Origin of the sequence: Cupriavidus sp. BIC8F (assembly GCF_032465815.1) — a bacterium.
Lineage (GTDB): Bacteria > Pseudomonadota > Gammaproteobacteria > Burkholderiales > Burkholderiaceae > Cupriavidus > Cupriavidus necator.
The window spans coordinates 1,304,109-1,324,358 of the sequence record NZ_CP136095.1 but is presented as its reverse complement, the minus strand read 5'-3'; the positions used below and the strand labels follow the sequence as shown (position 1 = coordinate 1,324,358).

At 68.2% G+C, this 20,250-nt stretch carries 18 protein-coding genes; 8 read left to right on the top strand and 10 right to left on the bottom strand.

Annotated features, from left to right (window positions below; translation table 11 throughout):
* Positions 1 to 13: 13 nt before the first annotated feature.
* From RS901_RS26245 to RS901_RS26235, 3 genes are read left to right on the top strand one after another with little or no spacing between them, the layout of a single operon-like run.
* On the top strand, positions 14 to 1,216 hold the full coding sequence (locus RS901_RS26245) for a beta-ketoacyl-[acyl-carrier-protein] synthase family protein (protein WP_316157055.1): 1,203 nt from the start codon (positions 14 to 16) through the stop codon (positions 1,214 to 1,216).
* Positions 1,217 to 1,224: 8 nt separating this feature from the next.
* Positions 1,225 to 2,037 (top strand): beta-ketoacyl synthase chain length factor, encoded by an 813-nt coding sequence (locus tag RS901_RS26240; RefSeq protein ID WP_316157054.1) that lies wholly within the window; start codon positions 1,225 to 1,227, stop codon positions 2,035 to 2,037.
* Positions 2,030 to 2,518, top strand: coding sequence for a hydroxymyristoyl-ACP dehydratase (locus RS901_RS26235; protein WP_316157053.1), 489 nt, complete (start codon positions 2,030 to 2,032; stop codon positions 2,516 to 2,518). The genes RS901_RS26240 and RS901_RS26235 overlap by 8 nt, the downstream gene beginning before the upstream one ends.
* A gap of 6 nt (positions 2,519 to 2,524) precedes the next feature.
* On the opposite strand, the gene fahA is transcribed toward RS901_RS26235, so the two are convergent.
* The 3 genes from fahA to RS901_RS26220 form a co-directional block, all read right to left on the bottom strand.
* The gene (gene fahA, locus RS901_RS26230) at positions 2,525 to 3,787 is read right to left on the bottom strand and encodes a fumarylacetoacetase (protein ID WP_316157052.1); all 1,263 of its coding nucleotides are present in this window, start codon (positions 3,785 to 3,787) and stop codon (positions 2,525 to 2,527) included.
* Positions 3,788 to 3,925: 138 nt separating this feature from the next.
* Positions 3,926 to 5,245, bottom strand: a complete 1,320-nt coding sequence (gene hmgA, locus RS901_RS26225) for a homogentisate 1,2-dioxygenase (RefSeq protein WP_316157051.1) — start codon at positions 5,243 to 5,245, stop codon at positions 3,926 to 3,928.
* Positions 5,246 to 5,765: 520 nt separating this feature from the next.
* Positions 5,766 to 6,152, bottom strand: a complete 387-nt coding sequence (locus RS901_RS26220) for a helix-turn-helix domain-containing protein (protein ID WP_013953309.1) — start codon at positions 6,150 to 6,152, stop codon at positions 5,766 to 5,768.
* 338 nt (positions 6,153 to 6,490) lie between these two features.
* Here RS901_RS26220 and RS901_RS26215 point away from each other — a divergent pair, with 338 nt between their 5' ends.
* The 3 genes from RS901_RS26215 to RS901_RS26205 all read left to right on the top strand — a co-directional run bounded on the left by RS901_RS26215 (position 6,491) and on the right by RS901_RS26205 (position 8,625).
* On the top strand, positions 6,491 to 7,096 hold the full coding sequence (locus tag RS901_RS26215) for a TetR/AcrR family transcriptional regulator (RefSeq protein WP_041228671.1): 606 nt from the start codon (positions 6,491 to 6,493) through the stop codon (positions 7,094 to 7,096).
* A 171-nt stretch (positions 7,097 to 7,267) separates the two neighbouring features.
* Positions 7,268 to 8,293: an alpha/beta fold hydrolase gene (locus RS901_RS26210; protein WP_316157050.1), complete on the top strand. Its 1,026-nt coding sequence runs from the start codon at positions 7,268 to 7,270 to the stop codon at positions 8,291 to 8,293.
* Between the two features lie 14 nt (positions 8,294 to 8,307).
* Positions 8,308 to 8,625, top strand: a complete 318-nt coding sequence (locus tag RS901_RS26205) for a DUF2917 domain-containing protein (protein ID WP_316157048.1) — start codon at positions 8,308 to 8,310, stop codon at positions 8,623 to 8,625.
* Positions 8,626 to 8,696: 71 nt separating this feature from the next.
* Here the strand turns inward: RS901_RS26205 and aliA are convergent, their stop codons facing one another.
* Genes aliA through badH form a run of 4 tightly spaced genes read right to left on the bottom strand, consistent with a single transcriptional unit; the run spans position 8,697 to position 13,145 of the window.
* The gene (gene aliA, locus RS901_RS26200) at positions 8,697 to 10,340 is read right to left on the bottom strand and encodes a cyclohexanecarboxylate-CoA ligase (protein WP_316157047.1); all 1,644 of its coding nucleotides are present in this window, start codon (positions 10,338 to 10,340) and stop codon (positions 8,697 to 8,699) included.
* Positions 10,341 to 10,382: 42 nt separating this feature from the next.
* Complete coding sequence (gene aliB / locus RS901_RS26195; protein ID WP_316157046.1) at positions 10,383 to 11,534, bottom strand: cyclohexanecarboxyl-CoA dehydrogenase; 1,152 nt, start codon at positions 11,532 to 11,534, stop codon at positions 10,383 to 10,385.
* A gap of 30 nt (positions 11,535 to 11,564) precedes the next feature.
* Entirely contained in the window at positions 11,565 to 12,347 is a 783-nt protein-coding gene (gene badI / locus RS901_RS26190) for a 2-ketocyclohexanecarboxyl-CoA hydrolase (protein ID WP_114132630.1), read from the bottom strand.
* A 30-nt stretch (positions 12,348 to 12,377) separates the two neighbouring features.
* On the bottom strand, positions 12,378 to 13,145 hold the full coding sequence (gene badH, locus RS901_RS26185; RefSeq protein WP_316157044.1) for a 2-hydroxycyclohexanecarboxyl-CoA dehydrogenase: 768 nt from the start codon (positions 13,143 to 13,145) through the stop codon (positions 12,378 to 12,380).
* A gap of 139 nt (positions 13,146 to 13,284) precedes the next feature.
* Here badH and RS901_RS26180 point away from each other — a divergent pair, with 139 nt between their 5' ends.
* Positions 13,285 to 13,806, top strand: coding sequence for a MarR family transcriptional regulator (locus RS901_RS26180; RefSeq protein ID WP_316157043.1), 522 nt, complete (start codon positions 13,285 to 13,287; stop codon positions 13,804 to 13,806).
* A 265-nt stretch (positions 13,807 to 14,071) separates the two neighbouring features.
* The gene (locus tag RS901_RS26175; RefSeq protein ID WP_013953318.1) at positions 14,072 to 14,365 is read left to right on the top strand and encodes a GYD domain-containing protein; all 294 of its coding nucleotides are present in this window, start codon (positions 14,072 to 14,074) and stop codon (positions 14,363 to 14,365) included.
* Between the two features lie 77 nt (positions 14,366 to 14,442).
* On the opposite strand, the gene RS901_RS26170 is transcribed toward RS901_RS26175, so the two are convergent.
* The 3 genes from RS901_RS26170 to RS901_RS26160 all read right to left on the bottom strand — a co-directional run bounded on the left by RS901_RS26170 (position 14,443) and on the right by RS901_RS26160 (position 20,165).
* Complete coding sequence (locus tag RS901_RS26170; RefSeq protein ID WP_316157042.1) at positions 14,443 to 15,459, bottom strand: zinc-binding alcohol dehydrogenase family protein; 1,017 nt, start codon at positions 15,457 to 15,459, stop codon at positions 14,443 to 14,445.
* A 170-nt stretch (positions 15,460 to 15,629) separates the two neighbouring features.
* Entirely contained in the window at positions 15,630 to 18,446 is a 2,817-nt protein-coding gene (gene fdhF, locus RS901_RS26165) for a formate dehydrogenase subunit alpha (RefSeq protein ID WP_316157041.1), read from the bottom strand.
* Between the two features lie 9 nt (positions 18,447 to 18,455).
* Complete coding sequence (locus RS901_RS26160) at positions 18,456 to 20,165, bottom strand: NADH-ubiquinone oxidoreductase-F iron-sulfur binding region domain-containing protein (RefSeq protein ID WP_316157040.1); 1,710 nt, start codon at positions 20,163 to 20,165, stop codon at positions 18,456 to 18,458.
* Positions 20,166 to 20,250: the final 85 nt, after the last annotated feature.

Here is a 20,250-nt window from a genome sequence, read left to right as displayed (position 1 = left end):
TTCCCCCTAAGCCGTGTCCCCGCTCCTGTTCTCGCATTTCACGGCCACCAGCTGCCTTGGCGCCGGTGTAGACGCCACCCTGTCGGCACTGCGTGCGCAGCGCGGCGGCCTGGCGCCCTGCCGCTTCGGCGGCGTCGAGCTCGATACCTTCGTCGGCGAGGTACCCGGCCTGGACGCCGAGACCCTGCCGCCCGCACTGGCCGAATTCGACTGCCGCAACAACCGGCTGGCGCAACTGGCGCTGGAGCAGGACGGCTTTGCCGCGCGCGTGCGCGAAGCGGCGGCGCGCTACGGCGCCCACCGGGTCGGTGTCTTCCTGGGCACCAGCACCGCGGGCGTGCTGCAGACGGAACTGGGCTATCGCCAGCGGGATCCTGCCAGCGGCGCGCTGCCGCCGGGCTTCCACTACGCCACCACCCACAACCCCTACTCGCTGCCCGCCTTCGTGCGCCAATACCTGGGGCTGGCCGGCCCGGCGGCTGCGGTGTCCTCGGCCTGTTCATCCGGCGCCAAGGTGTTCAGTTCGGCACGGCGCATGCTGGAGGCCGGGCTGATTGATGTGGCCGTGGTCGGCGGCGTCGATTCGCTGTGCTACACGACCCTGTACGGCTTCAATTCGCTGGAGCTGTTGTCCGACCAGCCGTGCCGGCCCTATGACGTGGCGCGCAACGGCATCTCGATCGGCGAGGGGGCGGCATTCGGCCTGCTCGAGCGCGTGGCCGGCACCCCGCCAGGCGATGCCATCCTGCTGGCCGGCATCGGCGAATCGAGCGATGCGCACCATATGTCGACCCCGCACCCCGGCGGGCTGGGCGCGCGCCTGGCGCTGGAGCAGGCACTGGCCAGCGCGGGGGTCGCGCCGGCACAGGTCGGCTACGTCAACCTGCATGGCACCGCCACGCGCAGCAACGACGCAGCCGAGGGGATGGCCATGGCCGCGGTGCTGCCCGGCACGCCGTGCAGCTCCACCAAGGGCGCCACCGGGCATGCGCTGGGTGCCGCCGGCGCGCTCGAAGCCGTCATTTGCGCGCTGGCGCTGCGCCACGGCCTGGTGCCCGGCGGCATCAACACCACGCAGGTGGATCCGGCGCTCGGCGTGAACTACCAGCTCGCCAACCGCGAAGCACCGCTGCGCTATGCGATGACCAATGCCTTCGGCTTCGGCGGATCCAACTGCAGCCTGCTGTTCGCCCGCGCGGACGCAGCTTCCCACTGAGCCTCGCCATGCCGCAGCACGTGTATATCGAAAGCATCGGCCTGCTCGGCCCCGGCCTGACCGGCTGGCAGCAGGCCACCGAAGTCCTTGCCGGCCGCGTGCCGTATGCGCACGCGCCGACCGAGCTGCCGCCACCCGCGGGCCTGCCGCCGGCCGAGCGCCGCCGCACCGGCCCGACCGTACGGCTGGCGCTGGGGGTGGGCCAGCAGGCCGTCGCCGCCAGCGACAGCGAAGCCGCGCAGCTGCCGACGATCTTTGCCTCGTCCAGCAGCGACGGCTTCAACTTCCATGCGATCTGCGAAGCGCTGGCCGAGCCTGAGCCGCTGATGTCGCCCACGCGCTTCCACAACTCCGTGCATAACGCGACCGCCGGCTACTGGTCGATCGCCGTGGGCGCGATGCGCACCTCCAATGTGCTGTGCGCCATGGATGGCAGTGGCAGCGCGGGCTTGCTCGAATGCGTGCTGCAGGCCGCCGCGGATGCCGAGCCCTGCCTGCTGATCGCCTATGACACCGGCTATCCCGAGCCGCTGCACAGCCACCGCCCGATCCCCGATCCCTTCGGCGTGGCCCTGCTGGTCACGCCGCGGCAGACCGCGCGTTCGCTCGCGCGCATCGGCGTGGCGCTGAAGCAGGCACCGGCCGCGGTGATGCCGGATGCCGCGCTGGAAGCGCTGCGCAGGTCGGCGCCGGCCGCACGCATGCTGCCGCTGCTGGCGGCCATCGCCCGCGGCGAGACCACCACTGTGGTGCTCGATTATCTGGATACGCTGCAGCTAGAAGCCGAGGTGGAAAGCCTCAGCAGCCACGCGGATGGCTGAGCTGTTGAAAGACCGCGACTGGATCGCGGCACGCATTCCGCACCAGGGCACGATGTGCCTGCTCGACGGCGTGCTGGCCTGGGATGCGGCATCGGTTCGCTGCACGTCCGCCACGCATACGCGCGCGGACAACCCGCTGCGCGCGCAGGGCCGGCTGGCCGCGGTCAGCGGGATTGAATATGCGGCACAGGCCATGGCCGTGCACGGCGCACTGCTGGCGGAAGCGGAGCCAGGCAAGGACGCGCAGCGCCCGCGCTCGGGCTACCTGGCCAGCGTGCGCAAGCTGGTGCTGCATGTGGAGCGGCTCGACGATATCGACGCGCCGCTGCAGGTTGAGGCGCAGCGCATCAGCGGTGAAGGCAGCAGCGTGCTGTACGCCTTCACCGTCAGCGCCGCGGGCCGGGCACTGCTGTCAGGCCGCGCGGCGGTCATCCTGGATGCCGCCGCAGTCGGCCAAGGCGCCGACCGCAGCGGCGGCTGAAACGCTTCAGCGCGCCGGCAGGATCTTGCCCGACACCGCGCCGAAGCCGACGCGATAGCCTTCGCCCTGGCAGTAGCCGGTCATGATCACGTCGTCGCCATCCTCCAGGAAGCCGCGGCGGCTGCCGTCGGCCAGCGTCACCGGCTCGGCGCCGTTGCGGGTCATTTCCAGCAGGCTGCCGTAGGAATCCGGCGTGGTGCCGCTGATCGTGCCCGAGCCCATCAGGTCGCCCACGCGCACATTGCAGCCCGACACCGTGTGGTGGGCCAGCTGCTGCGCCATGGTCCAGTACATCGCCTTGAAGTTGGTGCGGCAGATGGTGCTGGGGGCCGCTGCGCCCTGTGGCTGCAGCGCGACTTCGAGCGCGATGTCATAGGCGTTCTTGTCCTGCTGCTGCAGGTACGGCAGCGGCTGCGGCGACTGCTCGGGGTTATCGCGGCGGAACGGCTCGAGCGCTTCCATCGTCACCACCCACGGCGAGATCGAGGTGCCGAAGCTCTTGCTGTTGAACGGCCCCAGCGGCACGTATTCCCACTGCTGGATATCGCGCGCGCTCCAGTCGTTGAGCAGCACCATGCCGAACATATGCGCCGGCGCATCGGCGGTACTGATGGGCTCGCCCAGCGCCGATTCCTTGCCGACGATAAAACCCATCTCCAGTTCAAAGTCCAGCTTGCGGCAGGCGCTGAACACCGGGCGCGCCTCGTTCGGCAGCTTGATCTGGCCGTTGGGGCGATGCAGCGGCGTGCCGCTCACCACCACCGAGCTGGCACGGCCGTTGTAGCCGATGGGGATTTCCAGCCAGTTCGGCAGCAGCGCATTGTCCGGGTCGCGGAACATGCGGCCGACGTTGGTGGCGTGCTCCTTGGACGAATAGAAGTCCGTGTAGCCCGGGATCTCCACCGGCAGGTGCAGCGCTGCGGCCGACATCGGCACCAGTGCCTTGTCGCGCAGGGCAGCGTTGTCGCGCAGCGCGGCGTCATCACCGGACAGCAGCGCGCCCAGGCGCTTGCGGGTTTCGCTCCACACCGGCTTGCCCAGCGCAATAAAGCGGTTCAGGCTGCTTGCGCCAAACGTGCCTTTGGCAGCGGCCGGCAGCAGGCCGGCCTCGTCCAGCGCGGCGAGGTCCAGCACCTGGTCGCCGATGGCAACGCCGACGCGCGGGGCCTGGCCCTTGGTCGAAAACACGCCATACGGCAGGTTCTGCAGCGGGAAGTGGGACTGGCCGTCGTTGGCGGAAGCGATCCAGCTGGTCTTGGGGGCGGTCATTGGGATACTCCGAAAATTTGGTGGCACTTGTCGCGTGCGGTGACGCGTCATGCTTGACGAGCGCCTGCCCTCTCCCCCGGCCCCTCGCCCGCTTGCGGGAGAGGGGAGAAAACCGGGCGGGCGGACAGGCGCCCGGGATTAGCGGGTGTTCGGGTTGAAGTGTTTCTTCAGGCCCTGCCAGCACGTGTAGTAGTCCTGCTGCAGCGAGGCCGACTGTGCGGCATACGGCGTCGGGCGGATCACGCCCGGGGTCTCGAACATGAAGGCCATGGTGTCCTCGATGCGGTGCGGCTGCGAGGTATCGGCGGCGCTGGCCTTCTCGAAGGTTTCCGCATCCGGGCCGTGGCCGCTCATGCAGTTGTGCAGGCTGGCGCCGCCCGGGGCAAAGCCTTCGGCCTTGGCGTCGTAGACGCCGGTGACCAGGCCCATGAATTCGCTGGCAATATTGCGATGGAACCAGGGCGGGCGGAACGAGTCCTGCATCGCCAGCCAGCGCGGCCCGAAGATGACGAAGTCGATGGTGTCCACGCCCGGGGTGGCCGACGGCGACTGCAGCACCAGGAAGATCGACGGATCCGGGTGGTCGAAGCTGATCGAACCGATGGTATTGAAGTGGCGCAGGTCGTACTTGTACGGGGTGTAGTTGCCATGCCAGGCCACCACGTCCAGCGGCGAGTGGCCGATCCCGGCGCGCCACAGGTTGCCCTGGAACTTGGCCACCAGCTCGAAATCACCCTCGCGGTCTTCATAGCTGGCCACCGGCGACAGGAAGTCGCGCGGATTGGCCAGGCCGTTGGAGCCGATCACGCCCAGGTCGGGCAGCTGGAACAACGCGCCGTAGTTCTCGCAGATATAGCCGCGCGCCTCGCCGTCGGGCAGCTCCACGCGGAAGCGCACGCCGCGCGGGATCACCACGATCTCCTGCGGCTCCACTTCCAGCCGGCCCAGCTCGGTCACCATCAGCAGGCGGCCCTGCTGCGGCACGATCAGCATCTCGCCGTCGGCGTTGTAGAAGAAGCGGTCCTGCATCGACTGGTTGGCCAGGTACAGGTGGATGGCGCAGCCGGTCATGGCCTCGGGGCCGCCGTTGCCGGCCATGGTGACGATGCCGTCGACAAAGTCGGTCGGCACCGACGGCATTGCCGGCGGGCTCCAGCGCATCTGGTTGGGCGACGGCGGCACCTGGTCGAAACGGCTCAGGAAACGCGACTGCTCGATCTGCGTGAATGGCGTATGCATCGCGGCCGGGCGGATGCGGTACAGCCACGAGCGCCGGTTGTGCGCGCGCGGCGCGGTAAAGGCCGTGCCGGACAGCTGCTCGGCATACAGGCCGTAGGGCGCGCGCTGGGGCGAGTTCCGGCCCACGGGCAGCGCACCGGGCAGCGCCTCGGTGGCGAATTCATTGGCGAAGCCGGACATATAGCCGTGCTCGGCGAGCTGGGTGTGCGTGAGTGTCATGGTGTCGTCAGCGTTCCTGGGTCTCGATCCATCTGGCGCTGCGCTGGCGCCTGGCGGCCTCTTGCTGGGAGTGCCTGCCGGTGCGTATTCAGCCTGTGCCTGGTGCACTGGGCAAGAATTACGGAATACGTAATGCATTTACCATATCGTAATCTTCAGCATCGGACGTGTCAAACGGCATCGCGTGCGCATGCGCCGGACGCCGCTTGCATTGCAGTTGTAGGTGGGAAACGGGAAAAGCGGGAAGAAACCAGCCGGGCGCTGGGACGCGCGCTGGCGCGTGCGCGGCGGCAATCGCTCACGCAGCGCAAAGGGAAACCGGGGAAACGGGAAAGGCGGGAAAGCGCCGAAGCAGGCAGCCGGGCCTGCGGCGTCATCCACGCCGGGCGTCGCGAACGGCGCTCAGGACGATAGCAATCGGCGCGGTGCGGAACGCCCCGCGCCGGTTGTCATGCGGTGGCCTGGAGGCCAGCTGCCGGTGCCGGCGCGTTGCGAACGCGGCCGGCCAGGCAGCGGCTGGTCAGACCGGCTTGTGGCCCTCTCCGGTCCCGGAGCCGAAAGCGCCTCCGGAAGCCGGCGCCGCGGCCGGCGCGGCCGTGCTTCCGGCGGCCGGCTGGCCTGCCATGGAAGCTGCCGTCACGCCGCCATTGCGGCTGGCAATAAAAGCGTTGACGTCTGCAGCAAGATGCTGCGGGGCCAGCACGACTTCCAGGCCCAGCGCCTCGCAGGCGGCCAGGAACGTCGACATGCGGGGATCGGCCTGACCCGACTCCGCCCGCAGGTAGGCTTCCCGGGAAATCCCCGCTTTACGGGCGACGTCCTCCTGCTTGAGCTTGCGCGCGCGACGCAACGCCCGCAGTTGCCGGAACGGTTCGCTAGCGCCTCTTGGCACGGCTGTACTGTTCATGTCGGTCTCCAGTCACCAGTGAAAAAAAGTGCGCGGACGTGCATTCGAGTATAGAGCACGCAAAGCGTTCCGTATGTAACCGCAGAAACACTTTGTGCAGATTTCTTAGAAGTCCGCAATCCCACCCTGACATCGGCCGACTGGCGAACGTCAAAGAGCCGGATCGTGCACAACATCGCTGAGCCGCCCAATCTCTAACGAGCCTTGGCGGTTTGCGTTGACGTCACATGCCTATCCATATGACGTTATGGCCTCGCGGACACAAGTGCGCAAGTCGGGGCAAATACCATGCATCTGGTTTCGTTGACAAACCGACCGGTCGTGCTATTCTCCAGACCATGCAGAAAGGACAACTCACCCGCAACGCCATCGTCGAACAGGCACTGGACACCGCTGCCAAGGTCGGCTTCGAACAGTTGTCGCTGGCCACGCTGGCCGCGGACACCAATATGTCGAAAAGCGGCCTGTATGCGCACTTCAAATCCAAGGAGGTGTTGCAGCAGGCAGTGCTGGACCTGGCCGTGGAGCGCTTCGGCGAGATCGTGATCCGGCCAGCGATGCGCCAGCCGCGCGGGATGCCCCGGCTGCAGGGGCTGTTTGAAGGTTACCTGGAATGGCTGGGCGGCACGGTGACGCAGGGACGTTGCCTGTTCACTGCGCTGGGCCAGGAATACCGCGACCGGCCGGGCTCGATCCGCGACCTGGTGGTGCAGTCGCTGAAGGACTGGCATAGCACGGTTGCGCGCGTGGTGGGCGACGCCATCGATGAGGGCCATTTCGGGCCGGACACCGATCCGCGGCAATTTGCTTTCGAACTCGCGGGCATCGGCATGGCCTTCCAGCAATCCTTCAAGCTGCTTGGCCGCGAGGATGCCGAGACCATGGCGCGGCGCGCATTTGCGGCACTGGTGGCCCGTGCCGCTGAGGGCGCCCGTCGCCACTGAGCCACACATTGGCGCCGGCGCTACCCCGCCGGCAGGCAGCAACCGCTCCGGCGGGCTTTTTTTGCACACAAAAAAGCACGACTGGTCGGTCTTAACAACAGCACGGAAAGCCGCCGGCGGGGCCGGTGCCGATGATGCCGTGCAATCCAGAATCCATTGGAGGTGCAGGTCGTGACGCAAGCAGTCTCTTCTCCTTCCCCGGTTTCCTCATCCCCCGCCAGCGCGCCCTTGCCCGCGCGCGCCGGCAATGCGCCGCTGCGCACCGGCAAGTCCGGCGCGGTGGAGCGCGCCTTGCAGGGCTGGCAGCGGTTGCGCTGGCAGGCCGGCAGCGTGGTCAGGCCCGGCGCGACAGCGCGCGCGCTGGAGCACATCTGGTTCAAGCCGCCGCGCGCCGCCGCCACATCGGCAGCGCGGCACTTGCTGGACAGTGCGCGCGCCGACTGGGCGCTGGTGACGGGCCAGGGCCCGAGCCGGCGCGTGCGCGTCTATCGCTGGGGCGCGTCCGGTCCCGTGGTGCTGCTCGCGCATGGCTGGGGCGGCCATGCCGGCCAGTGGCATGCGGTGGTCGAAGGCCTGCTGGCAGCCGGCATGCGGGTGGTGGCCTTCGATGCGCTCTCGCACGGCGCCTCCGATGCCGGCGCGCGCGGCGCGGCGCAGACCTCGGTACTGGAAATGTCGCGCTCGCTGCTCGCCGCAGCCTGGCATGCGGGGCCGGTACACGCCGTGGTGGCGCACTCACTCGGCGGCGCAGCCACCGCGCTGGCGCTGCGCGAAGGCCTGCCCGCCCGCGCCGCCGTGCTGGTCGGATCGCCGGCCGACATGCACGCCGCGTGTGCGTCGCTGGCCTGGCAGATGGGCTTCACCCCGGGCGTGCTGGCGCGCATGCAGCGCCAGAGCGAGCGCTGGCTGGGACTGCCATGGTCGGCTTTCAACGTGCCCGACGTCGGCCGCACCCGGCCGGTCCCGCCGACGCTGGTGATCCATGACCGCGACGACAAGGAAGTGCGCTGGGAAGACGGCGCCGCCATCGCCGGCGCCTGGCCCGGCGCGCAACTGGTCACGACCAGCGGCCTGGGGCATCGCCGCATCCTGCAGGATCCCGCCGTGATCCGGCGCATCGCCGATTTCATCCGGCCCGGCACAGCCTCCGCGCGCGCGGTGATCCCGCCCGCGTTGCACGGCCTGGCCGTCGACTGAACCTGGAGAGCATCATGTTCCTGGTGAGCAATGACATGACCGCCACCCTGCCCGCACGCAGTTCGCTGCGGCTGGTGGCGGGCCCCGGCGAACACCTCGCTGTACGCTGCACCGCAGGCGAGCTCTGGCTGATCCGCGACGGCGACCCGAAGGACACGGCGCTGACGGCCAGCGAGAGCTTTACGTTGTCCGACAGCGGCCACATCGAGCTGTATGCCGTCACCAGGGCATCGCTGCACGTGACGCGCTGCCGGCAAGGCGCCGGGCCGGCAGCGGGCGCCTGGCGGCAATGGCTGCGGCGCTTGCTGGTGCCGCATGGGCGCGGCTACTGATGCAATGCTTGGCGGTTAATTGCGCTTTTTGCAGCGCGGCGGCCGGCGCCCCGGCCACCACTGCGGCAGGTTCAGGACGGGTCCCCGCGCAGCATCTCGCGCAGCCGGAATTTCTGGATTTTCCCGGCGGGTGTCGCCGGCAGGGCGTCCCGCACCACGAGCTTCTCGGGGATGTACTGCAGCGCCATCTTCTGCGCCTTGAGCCAGTCCACCATCGCCACCTGGTCGAACGCCTGGCCGGCGCGCGGCACGACAAAGGCGCAGGCGCGCTCGCCCAGCCGTTCATCCGGGTAGGCGACGATAGCCACCTGCGACACCGCGGGATGGCGGTACAGCAGGGTCTCGACCTCGAGCACGGGGATGTTTTCGCCGCCGCGGATGATCACGTCCTTGCTGCGCCCGGCGATGCGCAGGTAGCCGTGCGCATCGAGCCGCGCCAGGTCGCCGGTGTCGAACCAGCCATCGGCATCGGTGCTGTTCAGATGCGGCCGCTTCAGGTATCCCCCGAAGTTGGAACACGCCCGCACCAGCAGGCGGCCGGTCTCCCCGGTGGGCACGTCGGCATCGGCGCCGTCCACCACCCTCACCTCCACGCCCGGCAGCGGGCGACCGTCGGTGGTCGATGCGCGCGCTTCGGGATCGTCCGGCAGCGTGGTGGTGACCGCGCCGTTCTCCGACATGCCCCACGCCGACACGATCGTGGCGCCCAATGCCAGGCGCGCGCTCTCCACCAGCGCGCCCGGGATCGGCGCGCCGGCGCACAGGAAGGTGCGCAGGCTTGGCACGGGAGTGCCGGACTCCGACACCACGCGGGCAAGGTCCGTCAGGAACGGTGTCGATCCCATGGTGAAGGTGACGCCTTCCTCGCGGATCAGCGCGGCCGCGCGCGCCGGGTCCCAGATGTCCTGCAGCACCGCATGCGCGCCCAGCATCACCGGCATCATCAGTCCGTACATGAAGCCAGTCTGGTGCGCCATCGGCGAGGCCATCAGCACCACGTCGTCTACCGTCAGGCGCAGCCGCCCGGCATAGGCAACGATATTGGAGAACAGCGTGTTGGCGCTATGCATCACGCCCTTGGGCTCGCCGGTGGTGCCAGAGGTGTAGATCAGTTGCGTGACGTCGTCAGGGCCCGGGCGGCCGCGCAGCAGGATGTTCGGCGCATCTGGCTCATCTTCCCAGCGCGGACCGCTGAGCAATGCGTCGAAGCTGTCCGCTCCAGCGCCGCCCGTGACAACGACGTGGCGCAGCGCCGGCAATTTGTCGCGCAAGCCCTGCACCATCCGCGCATGCCCGAAGCCCCGGAAATCCTGCGGCACCACCATCACCTTGCTTTGCGCATGCGCCAGCATGAACGACAACTCGCGCTCGCGGAAGATCGGCATCAGCGGGTTGAGCACCGCGCCCAGCCGTGCGCACGCCAGGTACAGCACCGTCAGGTGCCAGCCGTTGGGCAACTGGCAGGACACGACATCCCGCGCGCCGACGCCGAGGCGGCTCAGCCCCACCGCCACCCGGTCGGCCATCCGGTCCAGCTCGGACCAGGTAAAGCGGGCCACGGTGCCGCTGTCGAGGCTTACCGCAGTCAGGGCCGGCGCGTCGGGCCGGCCGCTCACGCAGGCGGCAAGGTAGTCGTTGACGGTGCGGTCGTGCCAGTGGCCTGCCGCCACGCTGGCGGCTCGGCGGGGCGCAATCAGTACAGCGTCGAAATCCATGGCTTGTCTCCTCGTTATGCGATGCCGCGTGCGAGCGCGGCTTCAGGCCGGCACGGCTTCGCGCCCGGCCCGCCCGCGGGCAATGATGGTCTTCATGATCTGCGCGGTGCCGTCGCCGATCTGGAAGCCGAGCACATCGCGCAGGCGCTGCTCCATCACGCCGCGGTCATAGCCGCCGTGGCCGAAGGACAGCAGGCACTGGTGCACCACGTCGTAGGCCAGCTTGGGCGCCCACCACTTGCACATCGCGGCTTCGGCGGTGTGTGGCTGCCCATGGTCCTTCAGCCACAACGTCTGCAGGCACAGCAGCCGGGCCGCGGTCACCTGGGTCTGGAAATCGGCCAGCGGGTGCGATACCCCCTGGAAGGCCGACAGCGGCTTGCCAAAGGCCTGGCGTTCCGCCACGTAGGTCCAGGTCTCGTCCAGCGCGGCCTGCGCCACCGCCAGCACCTGCAGGCCGATCAGCGCGCGTGAGAAGTCGAAGCCCTGCATCACCTGCACGAAGCCCTGGCCTTCCTGGCCCAGCAGGTGGCTGGCCGGCACGCGCACGTTCTCGAAGAAGATCGAGCCGCGGCCGATGGCGCGCTGGCCGTGGCAGTCGAAGCGGTTGCGAGTGATGCCAGGCAGGTCCATCGGCACCAGCATGGCTGAGACGCCGCGCGCGCCGGCATCGACCGGGCCGGTGCGGGCAAAGACCACCGCGGCATCGGCCTGGTCCGCGGCGGAGATCGAAGTCTTCTCGCCATTGAGCACATAGGCGTCGCCGTCGCGCTCCATGCGCAGGCGCAGGTTTGCCGCGTCGGAGCCGCCGCGCGGCTCGGTCAGCGCGATCGCCAGCAGCGCTTCGCCGCGCGTGAGCCGCTGCAGCCACGGCCCGCCGATTTCAGGACGCGCGTGCTGTGCCAGGATCTGGCCGTTGAGCGAGGCCAGCAGATTGATATACGACAGGCTCAGGTCGGCGCGCGCCACCGCTTCATGAATCACGCCGGCCGCGAGCGAGCCCATGCCCTGCCCGCCGCCGGCCTCGGGCAGTTCCGGCGCGATAAAGCCCATCTCGCCCATCTCGCGCATCAGCGCGCGGTCCAGCACGCGGGTCTGGTCCCGCTCCAGGTAGCCGGGCGCCACGCGCGCATCGGCAAAACGGCGCGCATGCTCCGCCAGCGCCATCAGGTCTTCGTCAAGGTAGGGGTTCATGGTTGTCTCCGCTTGATCGGATGCCAGCGCTTATCTGGCGTACTTGCGGAAGTCGGGCTTGCGCTTTTCCTGGAAGGCCTTCACGCCCTCGCGCGATTCCTCGGTGTCGTAGTAGAGCTTGAGCGCGTACATGCCCATGCCGGCGATGCCGCCCTGGTGCGCGGTGTCCATGTTGAACGAGCGCTTGGCGATGGCGATGGCAGTCGGGCTCTTGTCCAGGATCTCGTCGCACCACTTCTGCACTTCGGCGTCGAGCTGGTCGTGCGGCACCACCGCGTTCACCAGCCCCATCGCCAGCGCCTCGGCGGCCGGGTAGCGGCGGCACAGGTACCAGATCTCGCGCGCCTTTTTTTCACCGACCACGCGCGCCAGGAAGGCAGTGCCATAGCCCGGGTCGACCGAGCCCACCTTTGGCCCTACCTGCCCGAACACGGCCTTCTCCGAGGCGATGGTGAAATCGCAGATCGTGCACAGCACGTTGCCGCCGCCGATGGCAAAGCCCTGCACCCGCGCGATCACCGGCTTGGGCACGTCGCGGATGGCGTTGTGCAGTTCTTCCATCGGCAGGCCGATGGTGCCGCGGCCGTCGTACTGCCCTTCATGCGCGGACTGGTCGCCGCCGGTGCAGAACGCCTTGTCGCCGGCGCCCGCCAGCACGATGGCGCCAATCTCGCGGTCGTAGCCGGCGCGGTTGATGGCGTGGATCAGTTCGTCGCAGGTGCGGCCGCGGAAGGCGTTCATCTTTTCCGGGCGGTTGATGGTGATCCAGGCGGCGCCGTTGCGCACTTCGTACAGGATGTCTTCGTATTGCATGGTGGTCTCCGTTTGCTGGTGTTTGCTTGCTCAGCCGTTCATGGTCAGGCCGCCCGACACGCTCAGCACCTGGCCGGTGATAAAGCCGGCGTCGTCGCTGGCAAAGAACAGCACCGCGCCGGGCAGGTCGTCCGGCTGGCCGATACGGCCCAGCGGGATCGAGCGGGTAAAGGCCTCAACCAGCTTCTCGGGGTTGCCCGCGCCCTGCTTGTAGTCTTCGAACAGCGCGGTCTCGGTCGGCCCCGGGCACACCACGTTGACGGTGATGCCGTGGCGAGCGTGTTCGCGGGCAATCGTCTTGGAGAACGACACCAGCCCGCCCTTGCACGCGGCATAGACCGCCTCGCCGGACGAACCCACGCGCGCCGCGTCCGAGGCAATGTTGACGATGCGCCCGCGCCGGCGCTCGACCATGCCCGGCAGCACCGCGTGGTGCATGTGCAGCGCGCCGGTCAGGTTGATGGCGATCAGCCGCTCCCATTGCGCCGGCTCGGTCTTGATGAACGGCTTGAACACATCCCAGCCGGCGTTGTTGACCAGCACGTCCACCGGACCCAGGCCCTGCTCCACCGCCACCACCGCGGCATCCACGCTGGCGCGCTCCGTGATGTCGCAGCGAAGCGCCAGCGCGCGCCCACCCGCCTCTCGGATCTGGCCGGCGACGCGCTCGGCCGCTTCGGGGTTCAGGTCGAGCACGCCCACCGCCGCCCCGGCGCGCGCAAAGCGCAAACAGGTTGCGCCGCCGATACCACCGCCACCACCGGTCACGATGACCGTCTTGCCTTCAAGTCCTTGCACAGCGTTCTCCTTTCAGGATTCCGGTGCTATCGTGCCGGCCATGACACCGTCACCTCGCACCGCCAATTAGGTAAATATGTTTACCCATAATAGGAGGCAGTCGCTGCCTGCGCAAGACACCAACACTGTGGAAAAGACTATGGTTAACCCGGAAGCAGGAGCAGAATTTCCGACAAACGCGCGCATGGAACTGGCCAACCGGCTTTTCTTCCGGCTGTATCAATGCGCAAATATGTTGCATAAAACGGGATCACGAGCCGTCGAGGCAGAGGGCCTGACGACGCAGCAGTGGGCCGTGCTCGGGGCGTTGTCGCGCCCGGAAGCCGCCGATGGCATGAGCGTGGGCGACCTGGCCCGCTACCTGATGGTGAGCCGGCAGAACCTGTCAGGACTGGTCAGCCGGATGGAACGCGACGGCCACGTCACGCTGGCCCCGGACGGCCGCGACCGCCGCTCACGGCTGATACGGATGAGCGAGCCGGGACGGGAGGTCTGGCTGCACCAGGCGCAGCCGAAGATCCGTGCCTATTACGAGCAGGCGCTGGCGGGTTTTTCTACCAATGACCTGACGCACACGCTGCATTACCTGCTCAAGTTGCTGGATAACATGCGCGCGCTCGACACGCCCGACAGCGCGGACGGTGGCAGTCCACAGGACTGAGCCGCACGCAGTATCGCAACTGAAACACACCGGCCGGCCGGAACAGCCGGCCGCGCGCCCGCGGTCCGCATCCTGGCCTGCCGCGCCGACTGGCGCGCAATATGCGTTGGCATGAAGTTGCTCAGACATCGCGAGCATCAACGGCGAAGCGCCATGCCATTCGCGCCTCGCCACGCCCCGAAGACCTGAACCACTGCCCCGGCCGCTTGCCGCCGTGCACACCGCCGGGACGGCGACCAATCCAACCATAACCGGAGGTCCCGCCATGACCCGCTACATCGTGCTAGCCAGCTTCACCGACCAGGGCATCCGCACCGTCAAGGACACCACCAAGCGCGCGGCCGCCGTGCGCGAGATGGGGGCGCGCCTGGGCGTGCAGATGAAAGACATCTACTGGACGCTGGGCGAATACGACATCGTGCTCACTGTCGAAGCGCCCGACGACGAGACCATGACCAGCTTCGGGCTGACCATCGGCGCGGCCGGCAACGTGCGCACCCAAACCCTGCGCGCCTTCAACAGCGACGAGATGCAGGGCATTCTCGGCAAGATGGGCTGAGCCATCCCTCACCAACGGCAAACGCCCGCCGGGGCCATCCCGGCGGGCGTTGTTGATTGCCGGGCGCAGCAGCCGGCTCAGAACCCTTCCAGCACCAGCTTGCCGATAGTCCGCCCGCCTTCCAGCATGGCGTGCGCGCGCCGCAGGTTCTCCGCGTTGATGCGCCCCAGGTTCTCGCCCAGCGTGGTCTGCAAGCGGCCGGCATCGACCAGCCGCGCGACCTCGTTCAGCAGACGATGCTGCGCGACCATGTCGGGCGTGCTGAACATGGCGCGCGTAAACATGAATTCCCAGACGAAGGTGGCGCTCTTGTTCTTGAGCAACTCCACCGGCAACGGCCGCGTATTCGAGACGATCGTGCAGATCTTGCCCTGCGGGGCGACCAGTTCAGTCATCGCCGGGAAATGGCCGTCGATATCGTTGAAGCAGAGGATGTAGTCGACCTCGGCAAATCCCAGCGCCTTCAGCTGCGCCGGCAGGTCGCCACGATGGTCAACCGTATGGTCGGCGCCAAGGCGGCGGCACCATTCCTGCGACTCGGGCCGCGACGCGGTGGCGACCACGGTCAGCCCGGCCAGCACCTTGGCCAGCTGGATGCCGATCGAACCCACGCCACCCGCGCCGCCGATGATCAGCACCGAGCGGCCGGCGTGATCCCCCTTGGGCGAAATGCCCAGCCGGTCGAACAGAGCCTCCCAGGCGGTAATCGCCGTCAGCGGCAGCGCCGCCGCGTTGGCGAAATCCAGCGAGGCGGGCTTGTGGCCGACGATGCGCTCATCGACCAGGTGGAATTCGGCGTTGGCACCGGACCGCGTGACGCTGCCCGCGTAGTAGACCGGGTCGCCGACCTTGAACAGGGTCACCTCCGGCCCCACCCCCGCCACCGTGCCGGCCGCGTCCCAGCCCAGCACGCGCGGCGTGGGCTCTACCTGCGCCTTGGGCGCGCGCACCTTGGTGTCGACCGGGTTGACCGAGACGGCCTCAACCTTCACCAGCAGGTCGCGGCTGCCGGGGCTGGGCATGTCGATCTCCACGTCCTGCAGCGAACGCGGGTCGGTGATGGGCAGGTACTGGGTCAGGCCGATGGCTTTCATGGCGGGCTCCGGGTTGTGTAGGGAATCAACTGAAGCGTAGCCCGTCACGATTGATTTGATTAGCTGGAAACTAAAGCAATCAATTTCCCGAAACTCCGGATAATCACCCAACAAAAAAGGGCCGCCTGCGCTACCCGCGCAGACGGCCCCGTCAGGGCTTGCCGTTGGCCCTACACCACCGCCAGGATCTGCCCGCCGCCGTAGCTCGACTGCTCCGGCGCCTCGCCGCCCAGTGCCATCTTCACCGCGCAGTACTTGAACTCCGGGATCTTGCCGAAGGGGTCCAGCGCCGCATTGGTCAGCTTGTTGATCGCCGCCTCGTAATAGCAGAACGGCACGAACACCGCCCCGCGCGGCGTGCCGGCGTCGGCCCGCGCGTACAGCGTGACTTCGCCGCGGCGCGATGCCAGCGTGACCACGTCGCCCGGCTTGCCGCCCAGCGCGTCCAGGTCCAGCGGGTGCACCAGCGCCACCGGATCGGGCTCGATCGCATCGAGCACGCCGGCGCGCCGCGTCATGCTGCCGGTGTGCCAGTGCTCGAGCTGGCGGCCGGTGATCAGCACCATCGGGTAGTCGACATCGGGCCGCTCGGCCGCCGGGATGATGTCGGCCGGCACGAAGCGCCCACGGCCGGTCGCGGTCGGGAAGCTGTCGATAAAGATCACCGGTTCGCCCGGGTCGCCCTCTTCCTTGCACGGATAAGTCACGGCGTGTTCGCGCTCCAGCCGCTCCCAGGTCACGCCGCCAATGCTGGGCATGGCCTGGCGCATCTCGTCGAAGACCTCGGCCACGCCGTCGTAGTGCCAGTCCAGCCCCAGTTGCGCCGCCATCTGCTGGATGATCCACAGGTCCTGGCGCGCCTGCCCCGGCGGGTTCAGCGCCTGGCGGCCGAGCTGAACGGTGCGGTCGGTGTTGGTGAACGTGCCGGTCTTCTCCGGGAAGGCCGAGGCCGGCAGCACCACGTCGGCCAGGTAGGCGGTCTCGGTCAGGAAGATGTCCTGCACCACCAGGTGGTCGAGCGAGGCCAGCGCCTCGCGCGCGTGCTCGGCGTCGGGATCGGACATCGCGGGGTTCTCACCCATGATGTACATGCCGCGCACCTCGCCGCGCTCGATCGCCTGCATCACCTCAACCACGGTCAGGCCGGGCTGGCGGTCCAGCGACATGCCCCACAGCGCCTCGAAACTGGCGATTGCCACGGGATCGTCCACGCGGCGGTAGTCCGGGTACATCATCGGGATCAGTCCAGCGTCGGACGCGCCCTGCACGTTGTTCTGGCCACGCAGCGGATGCAGGCCGGTACCGGGGCGGCCGATCTGGCCGGTCATCAGCGCCAGCGCGATCAGGCAGCGCGCGTTGTCGGTGCCGTGCACGTGCTGCGACACTCCCATGCCCCACAGGATCATCGAGGCCTTGGACGTGGCATACAGGCGTGCGACCTCGCGGATGACCTCGGCCTCGATGCCGCACACCGGCGCCATCAGTTCCGGGCTGTACGCCGCGACATTGCGCTGCAGCTCGTCGAAGCCGATGGTGCGGCTGTCGATGAAGTCCTGGTCCACCAGGCCCTCGGTGACGATGACATGCATCATCGCGTTGAGCAGCGCCACATCGGCATCGGGCTTGAACTGCATGAAGCGATGGGCAAAGCGCGCCAGGTCCGAGCGGCGCGGATCGGCCACGATCAGCTTGGTGCCGTTCTTCACCGCATTCTTGATCCAGCTGGCCGCGACCGGGTGGTTCACGGTCGGGTTGGCGCCGATCACGATCACCACCTCGGCCTTGTCGACATCCATCACCGGGTTCGATACCGCGCCCGATCCGATCCCCTCCAGCAGCGCCGCCACCGACGAGGCATGGCACAGCCGCGTGCAGTGATCGACGTTGTTGCTGCCAAACCCGGTGCGCACGAGCTTCTGGAACAGGTAGGCCTCTTCATTGCTGCCCTTGGCCGAGCCAAACCCCGCCAGCGCGCGCTTGCCGTGGGTGTCGCGGATCTGCGCGAGCTTGCCGCCGGCCAGCGCCAGCGCCTCTTCCCAGGTGGCCTCGCGGAACACCTCCATCACGTGGTCCGGATCCATGACGAAATCGCCCTGCTTGGGCACGCCTTCGCGGCGCACCAGCGGCACCGTCAGGCGCTGCGGATGCTGCACGTAGTCAAAGCCGTAGCGGCCTTTCACGCACAGCCGCTCGTGGTTGGCCGGGCCATCGCGCCCTTCCACGAACAGGATGCGGTTGTCCTTGATGTTGTAGGTCAGCTGACAGCCAACGCCGCAGTACGGGCAGACCGAGTCCACCTGCTTGTCCGGCACCGCCAGCGCGGCGTCGCGCGCGGGCATCAGCGCGCCGGTCGGGCAGGCCTGCACGCATTCGCCGCAGGCCACGCAGGTCGACGCACCCATCGGGTCGTCCATGTCGAACACGATGCGGGCTTCGTCGCCGCGCAGCGCCAGGCCGATCACGTCGTTGACCTGCTCGTCGCGGCAGGCGCGCAGGCAGCGCGTGCACTGGATGCAGGCATCCAGGTTGACCGCGATGGCCGGGTGCGACAAATCCGCCGCCACGCGTTCGCGCGGGGCAAAGCGGGGCTTGCCGACTTCCAGCTTCGCGGCCCACTGGTCCAGTTCGTTGTGGCGGGTGTAGTCGGTTTCGGGCATGTCCGACTGCAGCAGTTCCAGCACCGTGCGCTGGGCGCGGCGGGCGCGGTCGGATTCGGTCTGCACCTGCATGCCTGCGGCGGGATAGCGACAACAGGACGGGGCCAGCACGCGCTCGCCCTGGATCTCCACCATGCAGGCGCGGCAGTTGCCGGCCGGCTCCAGACCGTCCTTGTAGCACAGGTGCGGGACGTCGAAGCCTTCGCGCTGGGCCACCTTGAGCAGGCTTTCGCCAGGCTGCGCGCTCACTTCGCGGCCGTTGAGCGTGAAGGTGACGGCTGGCTCGGCGGATTCGACAAGCGCGCGTTCGGCGCGGGTCAGTGCATTCATGTCAGTCTCTCAGGCCAGTTCGTGCGGGAAATACTTGATGACGCAGTCGACCGGATTGGGCGCGGCTTGCCCCAACCCGCAGATCGATGCATCGCGCATCACCGCGGACAGGTCATCCAGCGCCGACAGGTTCCACTTGGGCTGGCGGATCAGGTCGAGCGCCTTGGCGGTGCCGGTGCGGCACGGTGTGCATTGCCCGCAGGACTCGTGCTTGAAGAAGTGCATCAGGTTGCGCGCTGCCTGCGTAGCGCTGTCCTGGTCGGACAGGATCACCACCGCGGCCGAGCCGATAAAGCAGCCGTAGGGCTGCAGCGTGTCGAAATCCAGCGGGATATTGCCCATCGACGCCGGCAGGATGCCGCCCGAGGCGCCACCCGGCAGGTAACCGTAGAACACATGGCCGTCGAGCATGCCTCCGCAATATTCGTCGATCAGTTCGCGTACCGTGATACCCGCCGGCGCCAGATGGACGCCGGGACGTTTCACGCGCCCGGACACCGAGAACGAGCGCAGGCCCTTGCGCCCGTTGCGCCCCTGCGAGGCAAACCACTCGGCGCCCTTCTCGATGATGTCGCGCACCCAGTACAGGGTCTCGAAGTTGTGCTCCAGCGTCGGGCGGCCGAACAGGCCCACCTGCGCCACATAGGGCGGGCGCAGCCGCGGCATGCCGCGCTTGCCTTCGATCGACTCGATCATGGCCGACTCTTCGCCGCAGATATAGGCGCCCGCGCCGCGGCGCAGTTCTATCGTCGGCAAGCCGGGGATTGGCGGGTCTTGCTGCAGCCGCCGCAGTTCTTCCGCCAGCAGCGCGCGGCAACCGGCATATTCGTCGCGCAGGTAGATATAGATCGCTGACACGTTGACCACCGTCGCCGCAATCAGCATGCCTTCCAGGAAACGGTGCGGATCGCGTTCCAGGTAGACGCGGTCCTTGAAGGTGCCGGGCTCGCCCTCGTCGATATTGATGGCCATCAGCCGGGGCGCGGGCTCGTTCTGCACGATGCGCCACTTGCGCCCGGTCGGGAAGCCCGCGCCGCCCAGGCCGCGCAGGCCGGAGTCCTCCATCGTGCACAGCACGGCGGCCGGATCCAGCTCGCCGCTGGCGAGGGACTTCAGCAAGGCATAGCCGCCGTCCTTCTGGTAAGCGTCGTAGCCGATATAAGGCTCGGGCGCATGGCGCACGGCCTTTGCCTGCACGGCGGCGTCGATGGCCTCGGCCGTGGCAGTATCGACCGGATTCTGCCCGACCAGCGCCGCGGGCGCCTTTTCGCAGCGGCCGATGCAGGGCGCGGCCACCACGTGCACTTCAGTGCCGAGCACCGCGGGCAGCTTGTCGATCAGCGCCTGCGCGCCCGCCAGCTCGCAGGCAATGCCTTCGCAAACGCGCACGGTCAGCGCCGGCGGCGGCGCGATCTGGCCGTCGGCGTCCTCGCGCACCACGTCAAAGTGGTGGTAGAAGGTGGCAACTTCATAGACCTCGGTCATCGACAGCCGCAGTTCGCTGGCCAGCGCCACCAGGTGCGGCATCGCCAGCTGGCCGTAGCGGTCGTTGATGCAGTGCAGGTGTTCGATCAGCAGGTCGCGCCGGCGGGGCATGTCGCCCAGCGCCACGCGCACTTCGGCCAGCGCGGCCGCGTCTACCTGCCTGCCCTTGGGCTGGCGGCGCTTGCGCTGCCGGCCGAGCCCCGTCGCCTCGAGTGGAATGACAACCTGGTTCATGGCGTGCCTGGATTCTGTTTGTGGGGTTCCAATGTGCAATCAGGAAGGCGCCCGGCGGGCCGCCCTCCTGTCGCGCTTTGTAGTT